The 18540-nt window shown below is 48.6% G+C and carries 10 protein-coding genes; 4 read left to right on the top strand and 6 right to left on the bottom strand.

Annotation, left to right across the window (positions count from 1 at the left end; genetic code table 11):
- Positions 1–72: 72 nt before the first annotated feature.
- A complete protein-coding gene (locus QUB56_RS19520) occupies positions 73–2076 on the bottom strand; it encodes a cation:proton antiporter domain-containing protein (RefSeq protein ID WP_332957401.1) in 2004 nt (667 codons plus the stop codon).
- 273 nt (positions 2077–2349) lie between these two features.
- Complete coding sequence (locus QUB56_RS19525; protein ID WP_332957403.1) at positions 2350–3747, bottom strand: amidase; 1398 nt, start codon at positions 3745–3747, stop codon at positions 2350–2352.
- 305 nt (positions 3748–4052) lie between these two features.
- On the opposite strand from QUB56_RS19525, the gene QUB56_RS19530 reads away from it, so the two are divergent.
- On the top strand, positions 4053–5345 hold the full coding sequence (locus tag QUB56_RS19530; RefSeq protein WP_332957413.1) for a type IV pilus twitching motility protein PilT: 1293 nt from the start codon (positions 4053–4055) through the stop codon (positions 5343–5345).
- 61 nt (positions 5346–5406) lie between these two features.
- The gene (locus QUB56_RS19535) at positions 5407–6207 is read left to right on the top strand and encodes a circadian clock KaiB family protein (protein WP_332957405.1); all 801 of its coding nucleotides are present in this window, start codon (positions 5407–5409) and stop codon (positions 6205–6207) included.
- 336 nt (positions 6208–6543) lie between these two features.
- On the opposite strand, the gene QUB56_RS19540 is transcribed toward QUB56_RS19535, so the two are convergent.
- The 4 genes from QUB56_RS19540 to QUB56_RS19555 all read right to left on the bottom strand — a co-directional run bounded on the left by QUB56_RS19540 (position 6544) and on the right by QUB56_RS19555 (position 13090).
- Positions 6544–8184, bottom strand: coding sequence for a thioredoxin-like domain-containing protein (locus tag QUB56_RS19540; RefSeq protein WP_332957406.1), 1641 nt, complete (start codon positions 8182–8184; stop codon positions 6544–6546).
- 495 nt (positions 8185–8679) lie between these two features.
- Positions 8680–10248, bottom strand: coding sequence for a GAF domain-containing protein (locus QUB56_RS19545; protein WP_332957407.1), 1569 nt, complete (start codon positions 10246–10248; stop codon positions 8680–8682).
- 159 nt (positions 10249–10407) lie between these two features.
- Positions 10408–11376, bottom strand: coding sequence for an arsenosugar biosynthesis arsenite methyltransferase ArsM (gene arsM, locus QUB56_RS19550; RefSeq protein WP_332957408.1), 969 nt, complete (start codon positions 11374–11376; stop codon positions 10408–10410).
- An 85-nt stretch (positions 11377–11461) separates the two neighbouring features.
- The gene (locus tag QUB56_RS19555; protein WP_332957410.1) at positions 11462–13090 is read right to left on the bottom strand and encodes a hypothetical protein; all 1629 of its coding nucleotides are present in this window, start codon (positions 13088–13090) and stop codon (positions 11462–11464) included.
- Positions 13091–13732: 642 nt separating this feature from the next.
- On the opposite strand from QUB56_RS19555, the gene psaA reads away from it, so the two are divergent.
- Together psaA and psaB are read left to right on the top strand one after the other, a co-directional pair.
- A complete protein-coding gene (psaA, locus tag QUB56_RS19560) occupies positions 13733–16027 on the top strand; it encodes a photosystem I core protein PsaA (protein WP_332957411.1) in 2295 nt (764 codons plus the stop codon).
- 110 nt (positions 16028–16137) lie between these two features.
- Complete coding sequence (psaB, locus tag QUB56_RS19565; RefSeq protein WP_332957412.1) at positions 16138–18366, top strand: photosystem I core protein PsaB; 2229 nt, start codon at positions 16138–16140, stop codon at positions 18364–18366.
- Positions 18367–18540: the final 174 nt, after the last annotated feature.

Consider the following 18540-nt stretch of genomic DNA (forward strand, 5'->3'; position numbering starts at 1 on the left):
CAACCGTCAACAGTCAACATCATTCCGGTGTAACCGGAAATGATATAACATCCTCTGCGGTTAAAATATTCCTCAAGATACAGGAAAATAAACAACAAGCATCGAAATATTTGGGTGAGCCCGGGCAATCGCTTCCGGTTCTTTGAGAGTTCCGGGTTTTTCCCACAAATTCTGTTGCTGAGAAATTGTGGTTAAAATCAGCAAATCGTGTTCTAACAACTGCTGCGAAACTAACTTGATAAAATTTCCCCGCACCCGATTTACTGGTATCTCAGAAAAAATTTCTACCTCCGACGCACTTTTGTGGCTTTTTTCCCGTTGTGTAGCCACCAACACCACTTGCAAAGTCGCCTTGAGTTCCTCGGCCAAACTCTTAGCAATATCCACCGTTTCCTGAAATCCAAACCGAGTCAACTCGCTGTCAGTTACCGCCAAAATAACTCTGGCTGTATTCTGGATAGGATTGGGAAATCTCGCAATCAGTACGGGTACGGGCGATCGCCTTACCACATTGTCAATGATGCTGCCAAAAAAATTGTCGCGAGTCGTGGAAAATCCCTTCCAACCGCAAACTATTAAACTAGCCTCGCGTTCGGTTGCACTCCGCAGAATTCCGCGATCGATCGCATCATCTATCCTCGCGATCGGTTCAACCGCACAAGCAGCAGCATGGGCGACAGTTTCTGCAGCAGCCAAAAGTTGAGTTTGCTGCATTTTATCTGCGGGCGAAATTGCTTCCCCGCGATCGGACAAAATATGCAGGGGCAGCAAAGTTCCCTGAGATGTTTTTGCTAAAATCAAAGCCAAACGCAGCAAATTATCTTCCGTATTCGGATTAGCAACAGGCACTAAAACTCGCTCTCCCCATCCATTCTTTCCCGAACTAGCAGCCGGCAAACTCGACCCCGGCTGCTGCATTTGTTGACCCCACCGAGATACAATCCAAGGAGAAGCGACACAAGTTACTAAAATCATGGCAATGATGCCGTTCACCGTTACGCGATCGACCAATTTAATGTCAAAAGCAACCGTAATCGCCGCCAAAGTAGAAGCAGCTTGAGCACCAGAAAGGCCGAACATTACCATAATGCTTGGAAACTCAAAACCAAATAATTTCCCCGGTATCCAAGCTGCCAAAAACTTGCTCACCACCTCTGCTAAAATCATCACCGCCGCCACCAACAAAGACTGCGGCTGCTTTACCAAAATTAGCGGGTCAATTAACATCCCCACAGAAATCAGAAAAAACGGCACAAACAGCGTATTGCCAATAAACTCAATCCGATTCATCAGGGGACTCATTTTGGGAATAATTTGAGTAATGGCAATTCCCGATAAAAATGCACCAATAATTGCCTCAATTTCAATGAGTTCGGCTGCGTAAGAAACTAGAAATAGGGTAGCCAATACAAATATAAATTCTGCATTCTCGTCGTGTCCGAATTTCTTAAAAAACCAGCGACCGATTTTGGGAACTCCCCACAAAGTACCAAAAGTGTAGATAACAAGAGATGGAATGAGAAACAGCCAAAATTCGAGAGTGAGATTTCCTTTGAAAGCTTTGACAACAATTGCCAGCACCAACAGCCCCAACACATTTGTAATTAAAGTCCCCCCCAAAGTCGCAGTAATAGTCTGAGTTCGCATCAATCCCAATTTGCTGAGAATTGGCAGCGCTAAAAGTGTGTGCGTAGCGAAACAAGAAGCGACTAAAATTGCAGCCAGCCAGCTATATCCCAACAGCAGCATCGCTCCTGTCCCCAATATCATCGGCAGCGAAAAAGTAGCCAGCCCAAATATGACAGCTTTGTCCGCATTGAGTTTGAGGTCGTCGAGGCTAGTTTCCAGTCCTGCTAGGAACATTAAAAACAGCAATCCTACTGTACCTAACAAAACAATAGTAGCGTCCCGTTGCAGCAAATTGAGACCGTTTGGCCCGACAATTACGCCAGCAATAATTAAACCGACTATTCCCGGCAGTCGCAAACGCTCAAATAACAGCGGCGCGAGTAGCATGATTGCTAAAAGAACTAGAAAAACGGGAACGGGAGCGGTAATCGGGCCGGAAGTTAACATAAATTTTACCCTAAATATTGGCAGCGGAGTGCTACCCTATTTAAAATAAAATAATCAAAATATTTATCAATCTAAAGAGGTATTATCAATAATTGACAGCGTAAATTATTAATAAGTAGGACTGGGCAGTAGAAACTCTGTTTATTGGTAAAACATGGGTTTGATGACAATAAATTTATGAAAAAAGCCGGGTTTCTAGTTCCCGGCGCCCAAGTTTTGATTGGGAATAATACCCAAAAAAAAGGTAAACGTGCTTTTATCCCTTGCTCTTGTCTATTTAAAATCTAAAACCGGGAAAGGTTTCGCTGCTTCCATCTGCGCTGCTAAAGCAATTAAAGTTGCTTCCGCCGCGGGCCGCCCGATAATTTGAATTCCCACGGGCACACCGTTGCTATCTAAAATGGCAGGAAGTGCGATCGCGGGCAAACCGCTAGCATTAAACGGCGGACAAGGAGCAATCCAATTAATAATCCGCTGCAAAGCTTCTTCACAACTCAAATCCGCCCACTCCCCAACCCGGATTGGCGAGTGCAGATAAGTCGGCAAAACTAACACATCAAATTTTTCAAAGAATCCCACAATCCGCCGTGAAATAACCTGCATTTGATTTACCGCCCGCAAATATTCCCCAGCCGAAATAGTTCTTTCTAACAGCCAGCGATTCATCGGTTGCAAAGCAGGGCCTGGAATGCCGCTTGCCGCCGCCCCAGACTGCCAAATTGCGATGAACGGTTCGATTAAACCCGTAAAATCCGGGCATCCAGGTTCGACATCGTGACCCAAATCAGTCAATAATTTTACGGTTTCGAGTACCGCTTGTTGGCAGATAGCATCCGCCTCGCCCACGGGGGGAATATCAGTAGAAAAAGCGATTCGCAGTTTGCCCTGCTTTTGACGGGAAGCTTCTAGAAACGTCGGATTTGAATCTGGGATCCAGTACGGATCGCCTGTTGTGTAGCCTGAAATCACGTCCAAAAGTGCGGCGGCGTCAGCTACAGTGCGCGCCAGTGGGCCGTTTGCAGAAATGCCGCTGAGATGATCTCCGACAGGTGCCCAGGAAACTCGCCCCCGCGAGGGTTTAATGCCCACTAAACCGCAGCAGGAAGCTGGGCCTCGAATCGAACCGCCGCCGTCTGAACCTTGGGCGATCGCGCACAAACCCGCTGCTACAGCCGCCGCTGAGCCTCCGCTGGAACCTCCGGGCGTATAGTCTAAATTCCAGGGATTGCGCGCCGGTGGGAAACCTTCTGGTTCGGTGTAAGGTAATGAGCCAATTTGAGAGGTGGCTGTTTTGCCCAGAATGTTAAATCCCGCTGCTTCGATCCGCCATACCACTGACTCGCTGTAGCTAGATATGTTACCCAGCAAAGCCTGAGTGCCGTAGGTACAGGGAACGCCGGCAACTGGTGTCAAGTCTTTAATCCCGATGGGCACTCCGAAAAAAGGTGGCAATTCCTGTGACTTGTTTAACCCGGCTAGTTGCTCGGTTTGAGATGAGGCCAGGGCGAGCGCTCGATCGGCCGTTACTGTAAAATAACTGCCAAGTTCAGGGTTTAATCGATCGATCCGTTCCAAGTACAGATTGACTATTTCTAAAGGCGACACTTCCCTGGCGCGAATCGACTCCGCCAACTGCAGAGCTGGAGTAAAAGCCCGATCGACACTATTCATCGGTTTAAGTCCTTTATAGTTGACTCTAGTATCTATTTATACTGCTTGCTTGCCCACAAAAATATTTTCTTTAAAAAAAATGTCAAAAGGTGGAAAATCCATATTAAATCATATAGGGAGAGCGATCGCATCCTTCAATTGGCAGGATATTTCCTTAGTAGTGCAGCAGTGTGACCCCATCTTGGGATAGACTGAGTAGAACAGTTAAGCTTTTGTGCAAGACACGCACAATGGCGATCGGCATTGTCCAACTTCCACAAATCCTCTGTTCGAGTCAGCCTTCTCACCAACTTAAGGTAGCGCATATGACACAACAGCCTCCGTCAGCACGTCGCCCGCCGGTACCCGGAGCTCCCCCACCGCCAGGAATGCCCCGCCCTCCAGCTCCAGGGATGCCCCCAAGAGCAGCAGGAATGCCGCCAGCACCGCCGCCGGCACCAGCACCAGCACCGCCGCCGGCACCAGCACCAGCACCGCCGCCGGCACCAGCGCCCCAATCCTCCGCCACACCTAAAGACCCGAAAGCCAGTAACGGCAACACTCCGACTTTGAAAGAGCTAGTCATGCGAGCCAAAGAAGAAGGAGTATCCGACCTTCACCTGGGAGTAAACGAATTCCCTCGCTTCCGCACGCGGGGCGAGATAGCCGACATCGGCTATCCAGAGACGGATTTAGATACGTTTTTTGGCTGGTTGCGCGAGTGCATGAGCGATGAAGAAATTGAAATTTTCCAAAAAAACCTAGACTTTGACGGTGCTTTCGACTTCGGGTTCGTCCGCATTCGGATCAGTTGCATGGACTCCTTGGCCGGGCCGGCGATGGTGCTGCGACTAATTCCTTCCAAAATAATGACACTGGAGGAATTGAAGCTGCCGGAGGTGTTTAAGAAAATATGCGGCTACCACAAAGGGCTGATTTTGGTGACGGGTCCGACAGGTTCGGGTAAGTCTACCACCTTGGCGGCGATGATCGACTACATCAATAAGAATAAAGCGTACAACATCATCACGATCGAAGACCCGGTAGAATTCGTACATGAAAGCAAAAAATCCTTGATCAAGCACCGGGAAGTCGGCAGGCACACCCTCAAGTTTATGAACGCTCTCAAAGGCGCTCTGCGGCAAGACCCGGACATGATGCTAGTAGGAGAAATTCGGGACAGAGAGACGGTGGAAATCGCCCTCAAAGCCTCTCAGACCGGTCACTTAGTTGCAGGAACCCTGCACACCAACAGTGCGATTAAAACCCTGAACCGGATTCTGGATATGTTCGGGCCCGAAGAACAGGAAGCCATACGGGTTTCAATTTCTGAATCCCTAGTGGCGATTATTGCTCAACTGCTGTGCAAAACCACAGACGGGAAGCGGGCTGCTTTCCACGACGTTTTGATCAATACCGACGTGGTTAAGGAATACATTCTGAAGGGTCAGAATGAGGAAATCAATCAAATCATGATCAAAGATACTTATGAAGGCATGACGACGATGAATAAGTCGCTCTACGGTCTTTATCAAGAAGGTCGGATTACTGAAGAACTTTGTGTAGAGAACTCGCCGTTCCCGAACGAAATGGCTCAGATGCTCCGAGGTCGAGTCTAAAGGTCGAGTGTTAACAGTTAACAGTTAACTGTTAACTGTTAAGTTTTATGGGTGTAAGGAATTGAAAGTCGATCGCCCAATATTGCCGGAATTTTTCAAAGGGATTGCGCTATTTACACCGGGGGGAGACTTAATCTATTGCATAGACCCCGGCAAGCAAACTCGGTGGCACTTGCAGTTGTGCGTAGCTCTACAGCAGATCCTCGGTTTGTCGGAACCGCCGCATTTTCTGATACCTTGCTATACCGCAACAGTTGACTGCTGGCCCGATTCAGGCGATCGGCAGGTGCGGGTTGTTGCCGAGGCCTACCCCCCGGTGCTGCGACATCAAACGCTGCTGAATGCCATTTTTGGGACTGGCGACTTAGTGTGGCACCCCCTCCGCGAAGAAATGTGCGAACCGATGGCGATCGCTACTTATCACCAACAATTCCCCGAACTTTGGGAAAATCACGACTTAGTTGTACAGTATGCCAGCTCCGAAGCTCGATCGGACTGGGGCAGTTCGGTAGTACCTCCCTCGTGGTTCGGGCAATCGCAGCAGACGGAGGTTCCCCAACCAACAGCACTCACCCCACCGCCACAAACTCAAGGGTACGTTTTCCGTCTGTTTGTTTCCGGCAGCAACCCCAGCACCGAACGCACCCTCGAAACTTTACACCAGTTCTTAGAGCAATGGCTCGATCGTCCCTACACTTTAAAAGTAATTGATGTTTTGAAACATCCCGAACAAGCTGAGGCAGATCAGATTTCAGCAACTCCTACTTTAATAAAAATCTGGCCGAAACCCGTGCGACGAATTGTCGGCGAATTGAACGATGATGAAAAAATAATGCGGCTGCTGACCTATTCGGAATTTTAGATTGGGGCGATGATTTTTACGATTATTTAATACGGGCGATCGCGGGTTGAGTAGCCCTGGAATTAACAACATCTAGCAATTGGGTTCTGGAGGCAAAAAGTGGTTTGACGCTCAACTTATAGCCCTCAGGTGTTCTTGGACCGTCCACCATAAATAATTAAGTTATGCGTCTCGAGCCTAATTGATGCTGAGGTACTGCACTCGTCGCAAATAATTAGGTTAACTTACTTTGGTTGAAAATTGCGGTAAGGTGCGCCGAAGAGCACCCTACGTTACGACAATCCTGGCAATCACAAGAATTGAGCACCCTGCCTGAAGTGAAAAAGGTCGATCGACTTAATCAGGAAGACAAACATCCGGAGCACACAAACTGGGGAAATCCAAAGTTATGACTTCCAGCGTATCCAACTCAACTCTCCGAATTACATGATTGTTCGTATCAGCCACAAACAAGTGAGACCCGATCGCGCTCAACCCTGAAGGTTCAAAAAATCGAGCCTTGAGACCCTTAGCGTCAACCAAACCTGCTGTACCATCTCCAATCATCGTTCTGCAGGTACCGCCCCGGTGGTCGATCCGCTTAATTTTGTGATTGTAAGTATCAGCAACCCAGAGGTAATTTTGAGCGTATTCAACACCCAAACAGTGCTGCAACCTGACCTCATCACCGCGACCATCTTTATCCCCAAAACCAAACAATTCACCGCTACCGCAGACAGTCCGCACCTTCGGGTCATCATCAATACCCACAGCGCGAATCGAACTAATTTCGCTGTCAGCAACAAACAACTCCGATCGATCCGTAGACAGGCCGCTGGGCTGAGAAAAAGCAGATTCTGCCAGAGGCCCGTCAACACAGGATTCTCGGCCAATACCCGCATAAGTGCCGATCGTACCAGTGTCTAATTGCATTTCCCAAATTTGGTGCGAACCCGCCATTGCAATGAAAAGTCTATGTCCAACTCTTTCTAAATCCCAAGGCGAATTCAATTGCGTTTCTAAACCCTTGCCGCTGCTGGGTGCAATTTCGTGACTTTGTTCGCCTGTACCCGCCAAAGTTTCGACCTGTTGAGTCGTAAAATCAATCTTTCTGAGAGCATGATTTTCCGTATCAGCAACATAGAGAATTTGACTTTCTGCATCAAAAGCCATACCTTGAGGTGCAAAAAACTCAGCCTCCGCAAAGCCCCCGTCCGTTAAACCGGGTTTCCCTGTACCGATGACGTGCAGCACCTCACCTTCGGTAGTGGTTACAACAATTCGGTGATGTCCCGAATCCGCAATAAACAAGCAAGAACCGACCAAGTTTTGTTGAACCGAGTTAGCAGGCCCGGGCAATACACTTTCATCTAGAGTTTCATTATCCTCAGTCATTTCGCCCAAAAGTGCTTGATGTTGTTGAAGCACTTTTGCCTCCGTTGCAGTGATGGCAAATGCCAGCACTTTACCGGGAAAAGCCAGGGGGGTTGATAGAGGTTTGCGCTGCTTTTCTAAGCGGAAACTGAGTTCTTTAAAGTCGATCGCATTTTTATCTTTGTATTCAGCAATTAACTTGTCCACTAGCGCGTCAAGTGCTTCTCTATTGCCTTCCCCGGAAACAAAGCCGACGACATAACTTTCAGGATCGATCACCATTAAAGTCGGCCAAGCACGAACAGCGTAGCTTTGCCAAACTTTCATGCCGCTGTCAACGATTACGGGATGTTCGATATCGTAGCGGAGGATAGCTTGGCGGATGTTTTCTACTTCTTTTTCATTTTCAAATTTGGCCGAGTGAACGCCGATAACCGTGAGGGAATCTTTATATTTTTGTTCCAGGTATTTTAAGTCTGGGAGGACGTGCAAGCAGTTGATGCAGCAGTAGGTCCAGAAGTCGAGGAGGACGACCCGGCCTTTTAGAGATTCAATGGATAAAGGTTTGTCGGTGTTTAACCAGGGGTAGTTTGCGGGGAATTCTGGTGCTCTGACGCGGGGCATGGCATCTCCTTGGTAAGGCGTGGATGATTTTTTTACTTCTTTAATTTAGCCGGAAGTTTGGCAGGATGGGGAAAAGGCGAGCTTAAGGGAGGGCTCTGCTTCAGGACACAGGCGAGACGCCGGTGCCACAAGAGGGGGGCGAGGGATGCGTCCGTCCTTGACTCGATTGCATCTCACTCTCCTTTTTGCGTATAAATACTCAATATAGCAAAACCATTTGATTTGTAAACAATGGATTCAACGATCACAAGCGTTTCAGGTAGTTCTACATTCATGACTCAAATAGACTTGCTATATATCCTTTTTTACCGACAATCTAGAGGACTTATCCAAAGCTTCTATCTGTAGGGTGTATTAGCGTCGCGTAAGGCACCACCTATGTTATGTAGTGTAGCTGTGTAAGTCCTGTTATAATTGCGATCTTTATAATTGCCATAGGTGCACAAAGAGCGCAATTATAAACATCAGTTAAATCAGGTTTACCAACTTAATTATTCAAATTTTCTCCGGGTTTTCCCTGCTGTTATTTGCCAAAATAACCAATACACCGTTAATTTTATTCGGGTCGATCGCGTCTGTCATTGAGTTAACCCACAGATCGATATTCTGCGGTTCTCCTTGCAAAGGCAATAGGACGCGATCGGGGTAATATTGCTCTCTATCTCGATCGCTTTGGGGTGACAAAGCACTGTTTAACCATTGACGAAAACTCTCATTCTCGATTTTAATTAAATCACCCAAAGATACACCCTCTACGACTTCTCCCTCCCTAGAACCTAGCAATTTTTTAGCCCGCTCGTTAGCGGTAATAATCTTACCTTTTTTATCTGTGGAGATGACACCGTTAGGGAGCGATCGCACTATATCTTTATGTCTGGTTTCTTGTTGTTTGACCTCCGCAAACAGCATCGCGTTTTGCAGGGCGACTCCGGCTTGGATGTTAAACACCTTCATAAATTCCATGTCGGTTTGACTGAAACTCGCTTTCCACTGTTCCGGGACCTGCGGCCAATCGTCCGGATTGTAGGGGGGGAATTCTCCTTTTCGTTTTTTATTAACTAATTGGGTGACGCCAATCAATTTTCGGTCTGAATTAAATACTGGCATACACAGCATACTGCAAGTGCGGTAGCCAGTTTTCTGGTCGATTTGTCTGCCAAAAGCGGCGCGGGGGTCGTCGTACAGGTCAAAGGGTATCACCAGGGGTTCCCCCGATTGGGCGACGATGCCTGGCCAACCGGCGGTTCTGGGTATGCGAAGTTCTTTAAGGTTGCCGCCGATCGGGATTTTCGTCCAGAGTTCGTCTTTATCTCCGTCGATCACCCACAAGGTACTGCGATCGGCTTGCATCAGTTCTTGGGCCCGATCCATCACCAGCTTCACGGTATCATCTAAGTCTAGACTGCTCTGAGAAAGAGCGCTGACGGCCTCCCTCAGCGCTGTCGCGGCCCGTTGTCTTTGAGTTGCTGCGTATAAAGATTGAGAAGACTCTAGAATTCGGCGCATCGACGGGGCAAATTCTTGAAAAACTTGTTCGTCTGCTTGAGTAAACCCTACCTTGTCAGTCTGTTCCTCTAAAGTACCATAATCTTGGTGGTTGGGTCTGAGTTTATTAATGAGTTGAACTACCGCGATTAACTCGCCTGTTTCCTCATTTAACAAGGGCATAGCCAGTAGCGAATAGGTGCGGTAACATATTCTTTCACCAAACTTTTTGGCATTGACAGAACGTGGATCATCATAAAAGTCATAGGGAATATTTACAACTTTTTTGAAGGTGGCGACTTCCCCTAGGATTCCTACAGTTGCAGGAACACGAATTTCTAAATTTTTGCCATTTTCATCTTTGGCTACAATTGCCCAGAGTTCATTCTGCTCTTCATCTAATAGAAAAATTGTGGCTCTATCTGCATTCAACAATTCTCCTGTTTTTAGAGTAATCTTCTGCAACATTTCATAAATGACTGCCTCAAATCCTCTATCGTCAATGATATTATCTAGGGATGACAGGATGAGATTTAGTATTTCACGCTCTTGATGTCCTTCGCAAAAAATATTTTTCATACTCACCTAGAAGCTCTCCTTCTTTAACACACCGAAAATACTCAGACCATAACTACTCTGATAATTTTTCTGAGGCACTGTGCAGAGATAACTATCAGCAGAAAGAGTTCAAAGAGGCAGCTATCTCTGCGGTGAACGCTACCTCCCCATTCCCAAAAATTAACAGCAACCGCCGCCGCTATAATGCCAAGTCGAATCAGTAATCAACACCTTATCGGGCATTAATTCCCCCAACTTCCCAGCAGTTTTATCGCAGACAGCAGCCGGAACTCCCCGCTGCAAAACGTGACCTGCCCCGTCATCAAATAGCTCTTCCATCCCCCGATAAATCGCCGTCTTGCCCGTGAAAATGCAAGCTCCATCCTCCGGTACATCCACTTTGAAAGACACCGAATCAAGGCTGTATAACAGCAAATCCGCATCCAATTGATAATTGTGTTTGTCCAGCAATCGGTAAGGCCTTCTCGCTCTCACTTCCACTTGGCCAAAGCCTACGTCTACAAGGTGTTGAACGTATTCTGGGTATGTCAGAGCACCGGACAAACACAGGGCGCGCAAGCGTTCGTCTTGCTTCAAATGCGGAGGTATTGGCTCACTTGCGATCGGATCGCTCATCAACAACCTGCCACCCGGTTTTAATACCCGATAAGCCTCTTTTAATGCTTTAGCTAAATCCGCAGGTTCAAATATATTAAATAAGCAATTTTGTGCGACAACATCTACAGAAGCATCTGGCACAGGCAACGCAAAAGCATTGCCTTCACAAATTTCCACAAAACTCGCATCAAACCAATCATTTTCGTGGGCTGCCATTTGCAAGTTTCGTGCAGCCGCCTCTCGCATTGCTGGAACCGGATCGACGGCAATAATCGCTCCTTGGTGTCTAGAAAAATATGCAAATTGTAGTGCTTCCAAGCCGCCGCCGACGCCTACATAAAGTACGAATGGATTGCCGATAAGTTCGGTGGCGTGAACGGTTGTGCCGCAGCCGTAATTCATTTCTTGCATTTGTTGGGGAATTTTTAATCCTGGCAATTGCAAGGGACTGCTTTGGACGCAGCAAAGTCCGAGTTGGGGGGTTTGGGCAACATCGCTGTAGAATTTGGCTGCTGTTTCGAGGTAGGTCATTTTTTAGGGTCCTAATTTTTGAGTTTTGACCGCAGATGTAGGCGGATTTACGCGGATGAACGCAGATGAATGCAGAATGTTTTTGTTAGGTGGCAAATTCAACTTTTTGTTCAGATTTTGGCTGATTTTCTGGTTGGGAAACTGTTGGTTCGGGAGCTGCTAATTCGGTGGTTGGCTGGGTGGGATTTTCAGCGGCCACTGGTGGCGTTGGCGGTACAAGATTGGGAGACTGTTCTGGTATCGCAGGAGTGACTACTTTTGGTACTGGAGCTTTTCCTGTTATTTCTGGCAGGGTTGGCGGCTCTGAAGGAGTAGCAGGTTCGGGATCTAGACGCAAAAAGTTGCGGAACCGATTGTAGTATCCTTTATATTCCTGTTTATTTGTTTGGGGGGATGCTGTTGGTGTCGGTTCTATTATTTTAACGGGAGCCACAATTTTTGGGGTTTCTACCTGTGGAGTTGCTGTTGGTGTCGGTTCTATTATTTTAACGGGAGCCACAATTTTTGGGGTTTCTACCTGTGGAGTTGCTGTTGGTGTCGGTTCTATTACTTGAACGGGAGCCACAATTTTTGGGGTTTCTACCTGTGGAGTTGCTGTTGGTGTCGGTTCTATTACTTGAACGGGAGCAACTTCTGGACTAACTGTTGGCTCTAAGCTAGGTTGGGTAACTGGGGTTTCTGGAACTGCAGGTGTGGGCTCGCTAATAGGTGTTTTTTCTAATGCAGGTGTGGGTTTCGCTTCGGGGGTTGGGGTTGGTGGAGGAGCGGGGGCTTGGTAGGTGCGATCGACTATACCGCGAGCTTCTGCTGCTGTTAGTTCGCCCCGCACTAATTTTGAAAGAGTATCTTGGCCGAGCGGTTGGTAATTTATCAGTCTAACTGTATTATTAAAGGCGTTTTTGACGATATTTCCCCGTTCGTCGATTAATTCTAGCTTTACCCAGTTTTTCCCTGGTTTGAATCCTTTAAGATATATAGGTTGCCACTGGTCGATCGCAAAGCTTTCGCCGTTGACTGTGGCTCGAATTTTCCAATCGAGAATTTCATCTTGGGAATTTTCTTGGGCCACTTGGTGCGGGGGGGCATTTGTCAAGTAAAAGTCGAGCAGGATGGGTTGTTCCCCGTAGCTCCCTTGGGGGCTGTTGTACGTTAATAGGGGTAATGTTCGATCGGGATTGTTGTCGTCTGTTTTGGTAAAAATGTGAAAGGTGGTTTGGGCGGCGGCACCTTCGTTTTTAAAGCTTTCTTCCCAAGGGCGCGTGGCGAACACCTGCAGGGTATGGGTTCCTGGTTCTAAGTCGGACAGCGTTAAAGGTTGGTTGATGTCGTAAACTGCTGCATAAGGTTGGTTGTCTAATAAAACTTGCAGATGGGGACCCAAACCCAAGTTTGCATCTTTGAAAATGGGCAAGCCTTTAACTTGGAACTGAACAGACACGTCTATATCCTGAAGCACTTGGTCAGGTAATGGATACAAAATACTAATTTGAGGCTGGTAGATTTCTAGAGCCTTACGCAGTTTTTGAATGGCTTCTGGGGGAGAAACCTCTGAAATTCTATTTACCAGGGCGGGCTCTGAGCCGCTCTTGTTCCCTGATTTGGGCATTTCGGGATGGCCCGCGCCACAACTTGCTAAACCCAAAATTACTACTGCTGCTGCGAACAATGCCAGCAGCCTGCCCGGAACTGTTCTGTGCCAATTGATCCCTATCACGCAACCATACTCCTAGAAGCCTTCTCATAGGGAACTATAGCCCAAAACTGAATAGAGTATTGGGGAATTGCCGATCGGACAAGAGCCAGACCCGGACCCGGCCCGGATTGAGGCTGAGCGCGCCACCTCTCCTCTGGGACTCATAAATCCCGCAGCCGTTTTCCTAAACATCTCTCTACAAATGAGTATTCCTCGATTACCTTATCTTTTAGTTTTGTAAAGTTAATGGCAATACCCCTTGACTTTTTAAAGGGTATGTGGAAATTAAAAGGGTTATTACATCAAGAAGAGAGGCTTTTTTAAGTATTGTTAACAAGCGATTAATACTTGTCTAGCAAGCTTATAATTCATAAAACTCCCTCAAAAGGAGCAGCCGTATCAAACCTAAGTCAGGAACGCGATCGGCGGCTCATCTGGTGAGAAGAGTTGGCAGTACCCAGGGATATTGTTAGCGACACTGGGGAACTGGCTTCTTCAAAGAAGTAAAATGCTTGGGTAGACGATGCACCTGCGTCTAACTCTGCAAAGAGTGAAGTGCAAGCAGTGTCGGCTTTCCCGAGAATCCCCCGCCTAATAAAGCGCGGGGAGTGTCAGGTACAGTATTCAGTTCTCGTTCCTTGTCTTACCGAGAGGAGAGTCTTCATGACCATTAGTCCTCCAGAGCGAGAGGCAAAAGTTAGGGTAGTAGTCGATAAGAATCCGGTTCCAACTTCTTTCGAGAAGTGGTCAAAACCAGGTCATTTCGATCGCACTCTAGCTAAAGGGCCAAAAACCACCACTTGGATTTGGAACCTCCACGCTAACGCTCACGACTTTGACAGTCATACAAGTGACTTAGAAGACGTTTCGCGCAAAATCTTTAGCGCTCACTTCGGCCACTTGGCAGTAATCTTCGTATGGTTGAGTGGCGCATATTTCCACGGCGCTAAATTTTCAAATTACGAAGCTTGGCTGACAAATCCTACAGCCATCAAGCCCAGCGCTCAAGTGGTCTGGCCGATTTTTGGTCAAGAAATTTTAAATGCAGATGTAGGCGGCGGGTTTCACGGGATTCAGATCACCTCTGGTCTATTCCAACTGTGGCGCGCCAATGGCATCACTAACTCATACCAGCTATATTGCACTGCGATCGGCGCCCTGGTAATGGCAGCTTTGATGCTGTTTGCCGGTTGGTTCCACTATCACGTCCGCGCTCCGAAACTGGAATGGTTCCAGAACGTGGAATCGATGATGAACCACCACTTGGCAGTTTTGTTAGGCTGCGGGTGCTTGGGCTACGCGGGACAGCAGATTCACGTTTCACTGCCGATCAACGCTTGCATGGACGCGATCGATGCAGGTGCACCGCTGACAGTCGGCGGCAAGCTGATCAAAACAGTTGCCGACATCCCCCTGCCGCACGAGTGGATTTTGACACCGGGCTTGATGGCTGACATCTACCCGAGTTTCGCTAAAGGTTTAACCCCCTTCTTCACCCTCAACTGGGGCGCATACACAGACTTCCTGACCTTCAAAGGCGGTCTGAACCCGACGACGGGCGGTCTGTGGTTGACCGATACAGCACACCACCACTTAGCTTTGGCAGTGCTGTTCATCGTTGCTGGTCATATGTACCGCACGAACTGGGGCATCGGCCACAGCATGAAAGAAATCCTAGAGAACCACAAAGGCCCCTTCACTGGTGAAGGTCACAAAGGTCTCTACGAAATCCTGACAAATTCTTGGCACGCGCAACTGTCCATTAACTTGGCACTGATGGGCTCTCTGAGCATCATCGTGGCTCAGCACATGTACGCGATGCCTCCCTACCCCTACATCGCGACCGACTACCCGACTCAGTTGTCCATCTTCACCCACCACATGTGGATCGGCGGATTCCTGATTGTTGGAGCAGCCGCTCACGGAGCAATCTTCATGGTTCGGGACTACGAACCGAGCGGCAACGTTAATAACCTGCTCGATCGCGTGATCCGTCATAGAGATGCGATCATTTCCCACCTGAACTGGGTTTGTATATTCTTGGGCTTCCACAGCTTCGGTCTGTACGTTCACAACGACACGATGCGGGCTTTCGGTCGTCCTCAAGATTTGTTCTCGGATACCGGGATTCAGTTGCGTCCGATATTTGCCCAGTGGATCCAAAACATCCACACCTTGGCTCCGGGCACAACAGCGCCTAATGCTACGGAAGTCGTCAGCCACGCTTTTGGCGGCGGTGCAGTAGTAGTCGCGGGCAAAGTAGCGATGATGCCGATCGAGTTGGGTACGGCGGATTTCATGATCCACCACATCCACGCTTTCACGATTCACGTTACAGTCCTGATTCTCTTGAAGGGCGTGTTGTTTGCACGCAGTTCTCGCTTGGTTCCTGACAAAGGCAACTTGGGCTTCCGGTTCCCTTGCGACGGCCCGGGCCGTGGCGGCACCTGCCAAGTTTCAGGTTGGGATCACGTGTTCCTAGGCTTGTTCTGGATGTACAACTCCATCTCGATCGTGATTTTCCACTTTAGCTGGAAAATGCAGTCGGACGTGTGGGGAACAGTATCGCCAGACGGCACAATTTCTCACATAACTGGCGGCAACTTCGCACAAAGTGCGATCACGATTAACGGCTGGCTGCGGGACTTCCTCTGGGCGCAAGCTTCTCAGGTAATTCAGTCCTACGGTTCGGCACTGTCGGCCTACGGTCTGATGTTCCTAGCCGGACACTTTGTGTTCGCCTTCAGCTTGATGTTCCTGTTCAGCGGTCGCGGCTACTGGCAAGAACTGATTGAATCCATTGTTTGGGCTCACAACAAGCTAAAGGTAGCTCCCTCGATTCAGCCTCGCGCTCTGAGCATTATTCAGGGTCGGGCTGTGGGTGTAGCTCACTACCTCCTGGGAGGAATTGTCACTACGTGGGCATTTTTCCTAGCGCGAATCATTTCGGTAGGGTAAACTACCCCTAGGTTTTGGATTCGGGATTTGGGAGGAATCTCAAACTCTGAATCCAAACTCCGAACCGAATCCCTTCAATTTTGTTCAGGATTCAGGATTAATCAAGGCTTATGGCAACGAAATTTCCAAAATTTAGCCAAGACCTTGCCCAAGACCCGACCACAAGGCGGATCTGGTACGGGATTGCCACAGCGCACGACTTTGAAAGCCACGACGGCATGACCGAAGAAAATCTTTACCAAAAGATTTTTGCTTCTCACTTCGGCCACGTAGCAATCATTTTCTTGTGGACTTCGGGCAGCCTGTTCCACGTAGCATGGCAAGGTAACTTTGAACAGTGGATTAAAGACCCCCTAAACGTCCGCCCGATCGCTCACGCGATTTGGGACCCGCAATTTGGCGCTCCTGCCGTAGAAGCTTTCACTCAAGGGGGCGCTTCTAACCCAGTGGATATCTCTTACTCGGGTGTCTACCACTGGTGGTTCACCCAAGGGATTCGGACAAATGCCGACCTGTATCAAGGAGCTATCTTCTTGTTGCTGCTGGCCGCTGTCTTCCTGTTCGCAGGTTGGTTGCACCTCCAACCCAAGTACCGCCCCAGCTTGTCTTGGTTCAAAAATGCTGAATCTCGCCTCAACCACCACTTGGCTGGTTTGTTCGGTGTCAGCTCTTTGGCTTGGACTGGTCACCTGGTTCACGTTGCTATCCCCGAATCTCGCGGACAGCACGTAGGTTGGGACAACTTCCTGTCAACCCCGCCTCACCCGGCTGGTTTGGGTCCGTTCTTCAGCGGTAACTGGGGCGTATACGCCGAGAATCCAGATGCAGCAAACCATGTCTTCGGTACTTCCGAAGGCGCGGGAACCGCAATTCTGACTTTCTTGGGTGGCTTCCACCCTCAAACAGAATCCCTGTGGCTGACAGACATCGCTCACCACCACTTGGCGATCGCAGTTCTGTTTATCGTTGCCGGTCATATGTACCGGACTAACTTCGGTATCGGTCACAGCATCAAAGAGATGTTGGATTCTAAGGCTGGTTTGGTCGGCGGCAAGAGTGAAGGGCAGTTCAACTTGCCTCACCAAGGCTTGTATGAAACCTACAACAACTCGCTGCACTTCCAACTGGCATTTCACCTCGCTGCTTTGGGCGTAATTACCTCCCTGGTAGCACAGCACATGTACGCGATGCCTCCCTACGCTTTCATAGCTAAGGACTTCACGACTCAGGCTGCGCTGTATACGCACCACCAGTACATTGCTGGATTCATCATGGTCGGCGCTTTCGCCCACGGAGCTATCTTCTTGGTGCGGGACTACGATCCTGAAGCAAATAAAGGCAACGTGCTCGATCGGGTGTTGCAGCACAAAGAAGCGATTATCTCTCACTTGAGCTGGGTGTCGCTGTTCTTGGGCTTCCACACTCTGGGACTGTACGTTCACAATGACGTTGTAGTTGCTTTCGGAACTCCTGAAAAGCAAATCTTGATTGAACCAGTGTTCGCACAGTTCATCCAAGCTGCTCACGGAAAAGCTCTCTACGGCATGGACGTGCTGTTGTCTAACCCAGACAGCATTGCTTCTACCGCTTGGCCGAACTACGGCAACGTATGGCTGCCAGGCTGGTTGGACGCGATTAACAACGGTACTAATTCTCTGTTCTTGGCGATCGGACCTGGCGATTTCTTGGTTCACCACGCGATCGCACTAGGCTTGCACACCACCACCTTGATCTTGGTCAAGGGCGCTCTGGATGCACGCGGTTCTAAGCTGATGCCGGACAAAAAAGACTTCGGTTATGCTTTCCCTTGCGACGGCCCCGGCCGTGGCGGTACTTGCGACATCTCTGCTTGGGACGCGATGTACCTGTCTGTATTCTGGATGTTGAACACCCTAGCTTGGGTAACGTTCTACTGGCACTGGAAGCACCTGGGCATCTGGCAAGGTAACGTGGCTCAGTTCAATGAGTCTTCTACCTACCTGATGGGCTGGTTCCGCGATTACCTCTGGCTGTATTCCGCTCAGTTGATCAACGGTTACAACCCGTATGGTACTAACAACTTGTCTGTCTGGTCTTGGATGTTCTTATTCGGACACCTTGTTTGGGCAACTGGTTTCATGTTCCTGATCTCTTGGAGAGGTTACTGGCAAGAGTTGATCGAGACTTTGGTTTGGGCTCACGAGCGCACTCCTTTGGCTAACTTGGTTCGCTGGAAAGACAAGCCTGTTGCTTTGTCCATCGTCCAAGGTCGTTTGGTTGGCTTAGTTCACTTTACTGTGGGCAACGTCCTCACTTACGCGGCCTTTGTAATTGCCTCGACGGCCGGGAAATTCGGGTAACTCTGAACTCTGGTTTCTAGGTAATTAAATGAAATCCCCCGCCTTCTAGCGGGGGATTTTTTTGTATTTTTCTGTAAGGAATTACCGCATATCAAATAGTGGTATAAGGAATGAGAATTAAATAACTTCCACTCTTGAAAGTGGGATGGGCGTCCCGCCCGTCCAAAAAGGACG

It is taken from the genome of Microcoleus sp. AR_TQ3_B6, assembly GCF_036702785.1.
In the GTDB taxonomy this organism is placed as follows: Bacteria; Cyanobacteriota; Cyanobacteriia; order Cyanobacteriales; family Microcoleaceae; genus Microcoleus.

Bases quoted from the DNA above. Each gene is read 5' to 3' on its own strand.
- QUB56_RS19530 (WP_332957413.1), top strand. From the start codon at position 4,053: ATGACACAACAGCCTCCGTCAGCACGTCGCCCGCCGGTACCCGGAGCT.
- psaB (WP_332957412.1), top strand. From the start codon at position 16,138: ATGGCAACGAAATTTCCAAAATTTAGCCAAGACCTTGCCCAAGACCCG.
- QUB56_RS19540 (WP_332957406.1), bottom strand. From the start codon at position 8,184: ATGCCCCGCGTCAGAGCACCAGAATTCCCCGCAAACTACCCCTGGTTA.
- QUB56_RS19525 (WP_332957403.1), bottom strand. From the start codon at position 3,747: ATGAATAGTGTCGATCGGGCTTTTACTCCAGCTCTGCAGTTGGCGGAG.
- QUB56_RS19545 (WP_332957407.1), bottom strand. From the start codon at position 10,248: ATGAAAAATATTTTTTGCGAAGGACATCAAGAGCGTGAAATACTAAAT.
- arsM (WP_332957408.1), bottom strand. From the start codon at position 11,376: ATGACCTACCTCGAAACAGCAGCCAAATTCTACAGCGATGTTGCCCAA.
- psaA (WP_332957411.1), top strand. From the start codon at position 13,733: ATGACCATTAGTCCTCCAGAGCGAGAGGCAAAAGTTAGGGTAGTAGTC.
- QUB56_RS19520 (WP_332957401.1), bottom strand. From the start codon at position 2,076: ATGTTAACTTCCGGCCCGATTACCGCTCCCGTTCCCGTTTTTCTAGTT.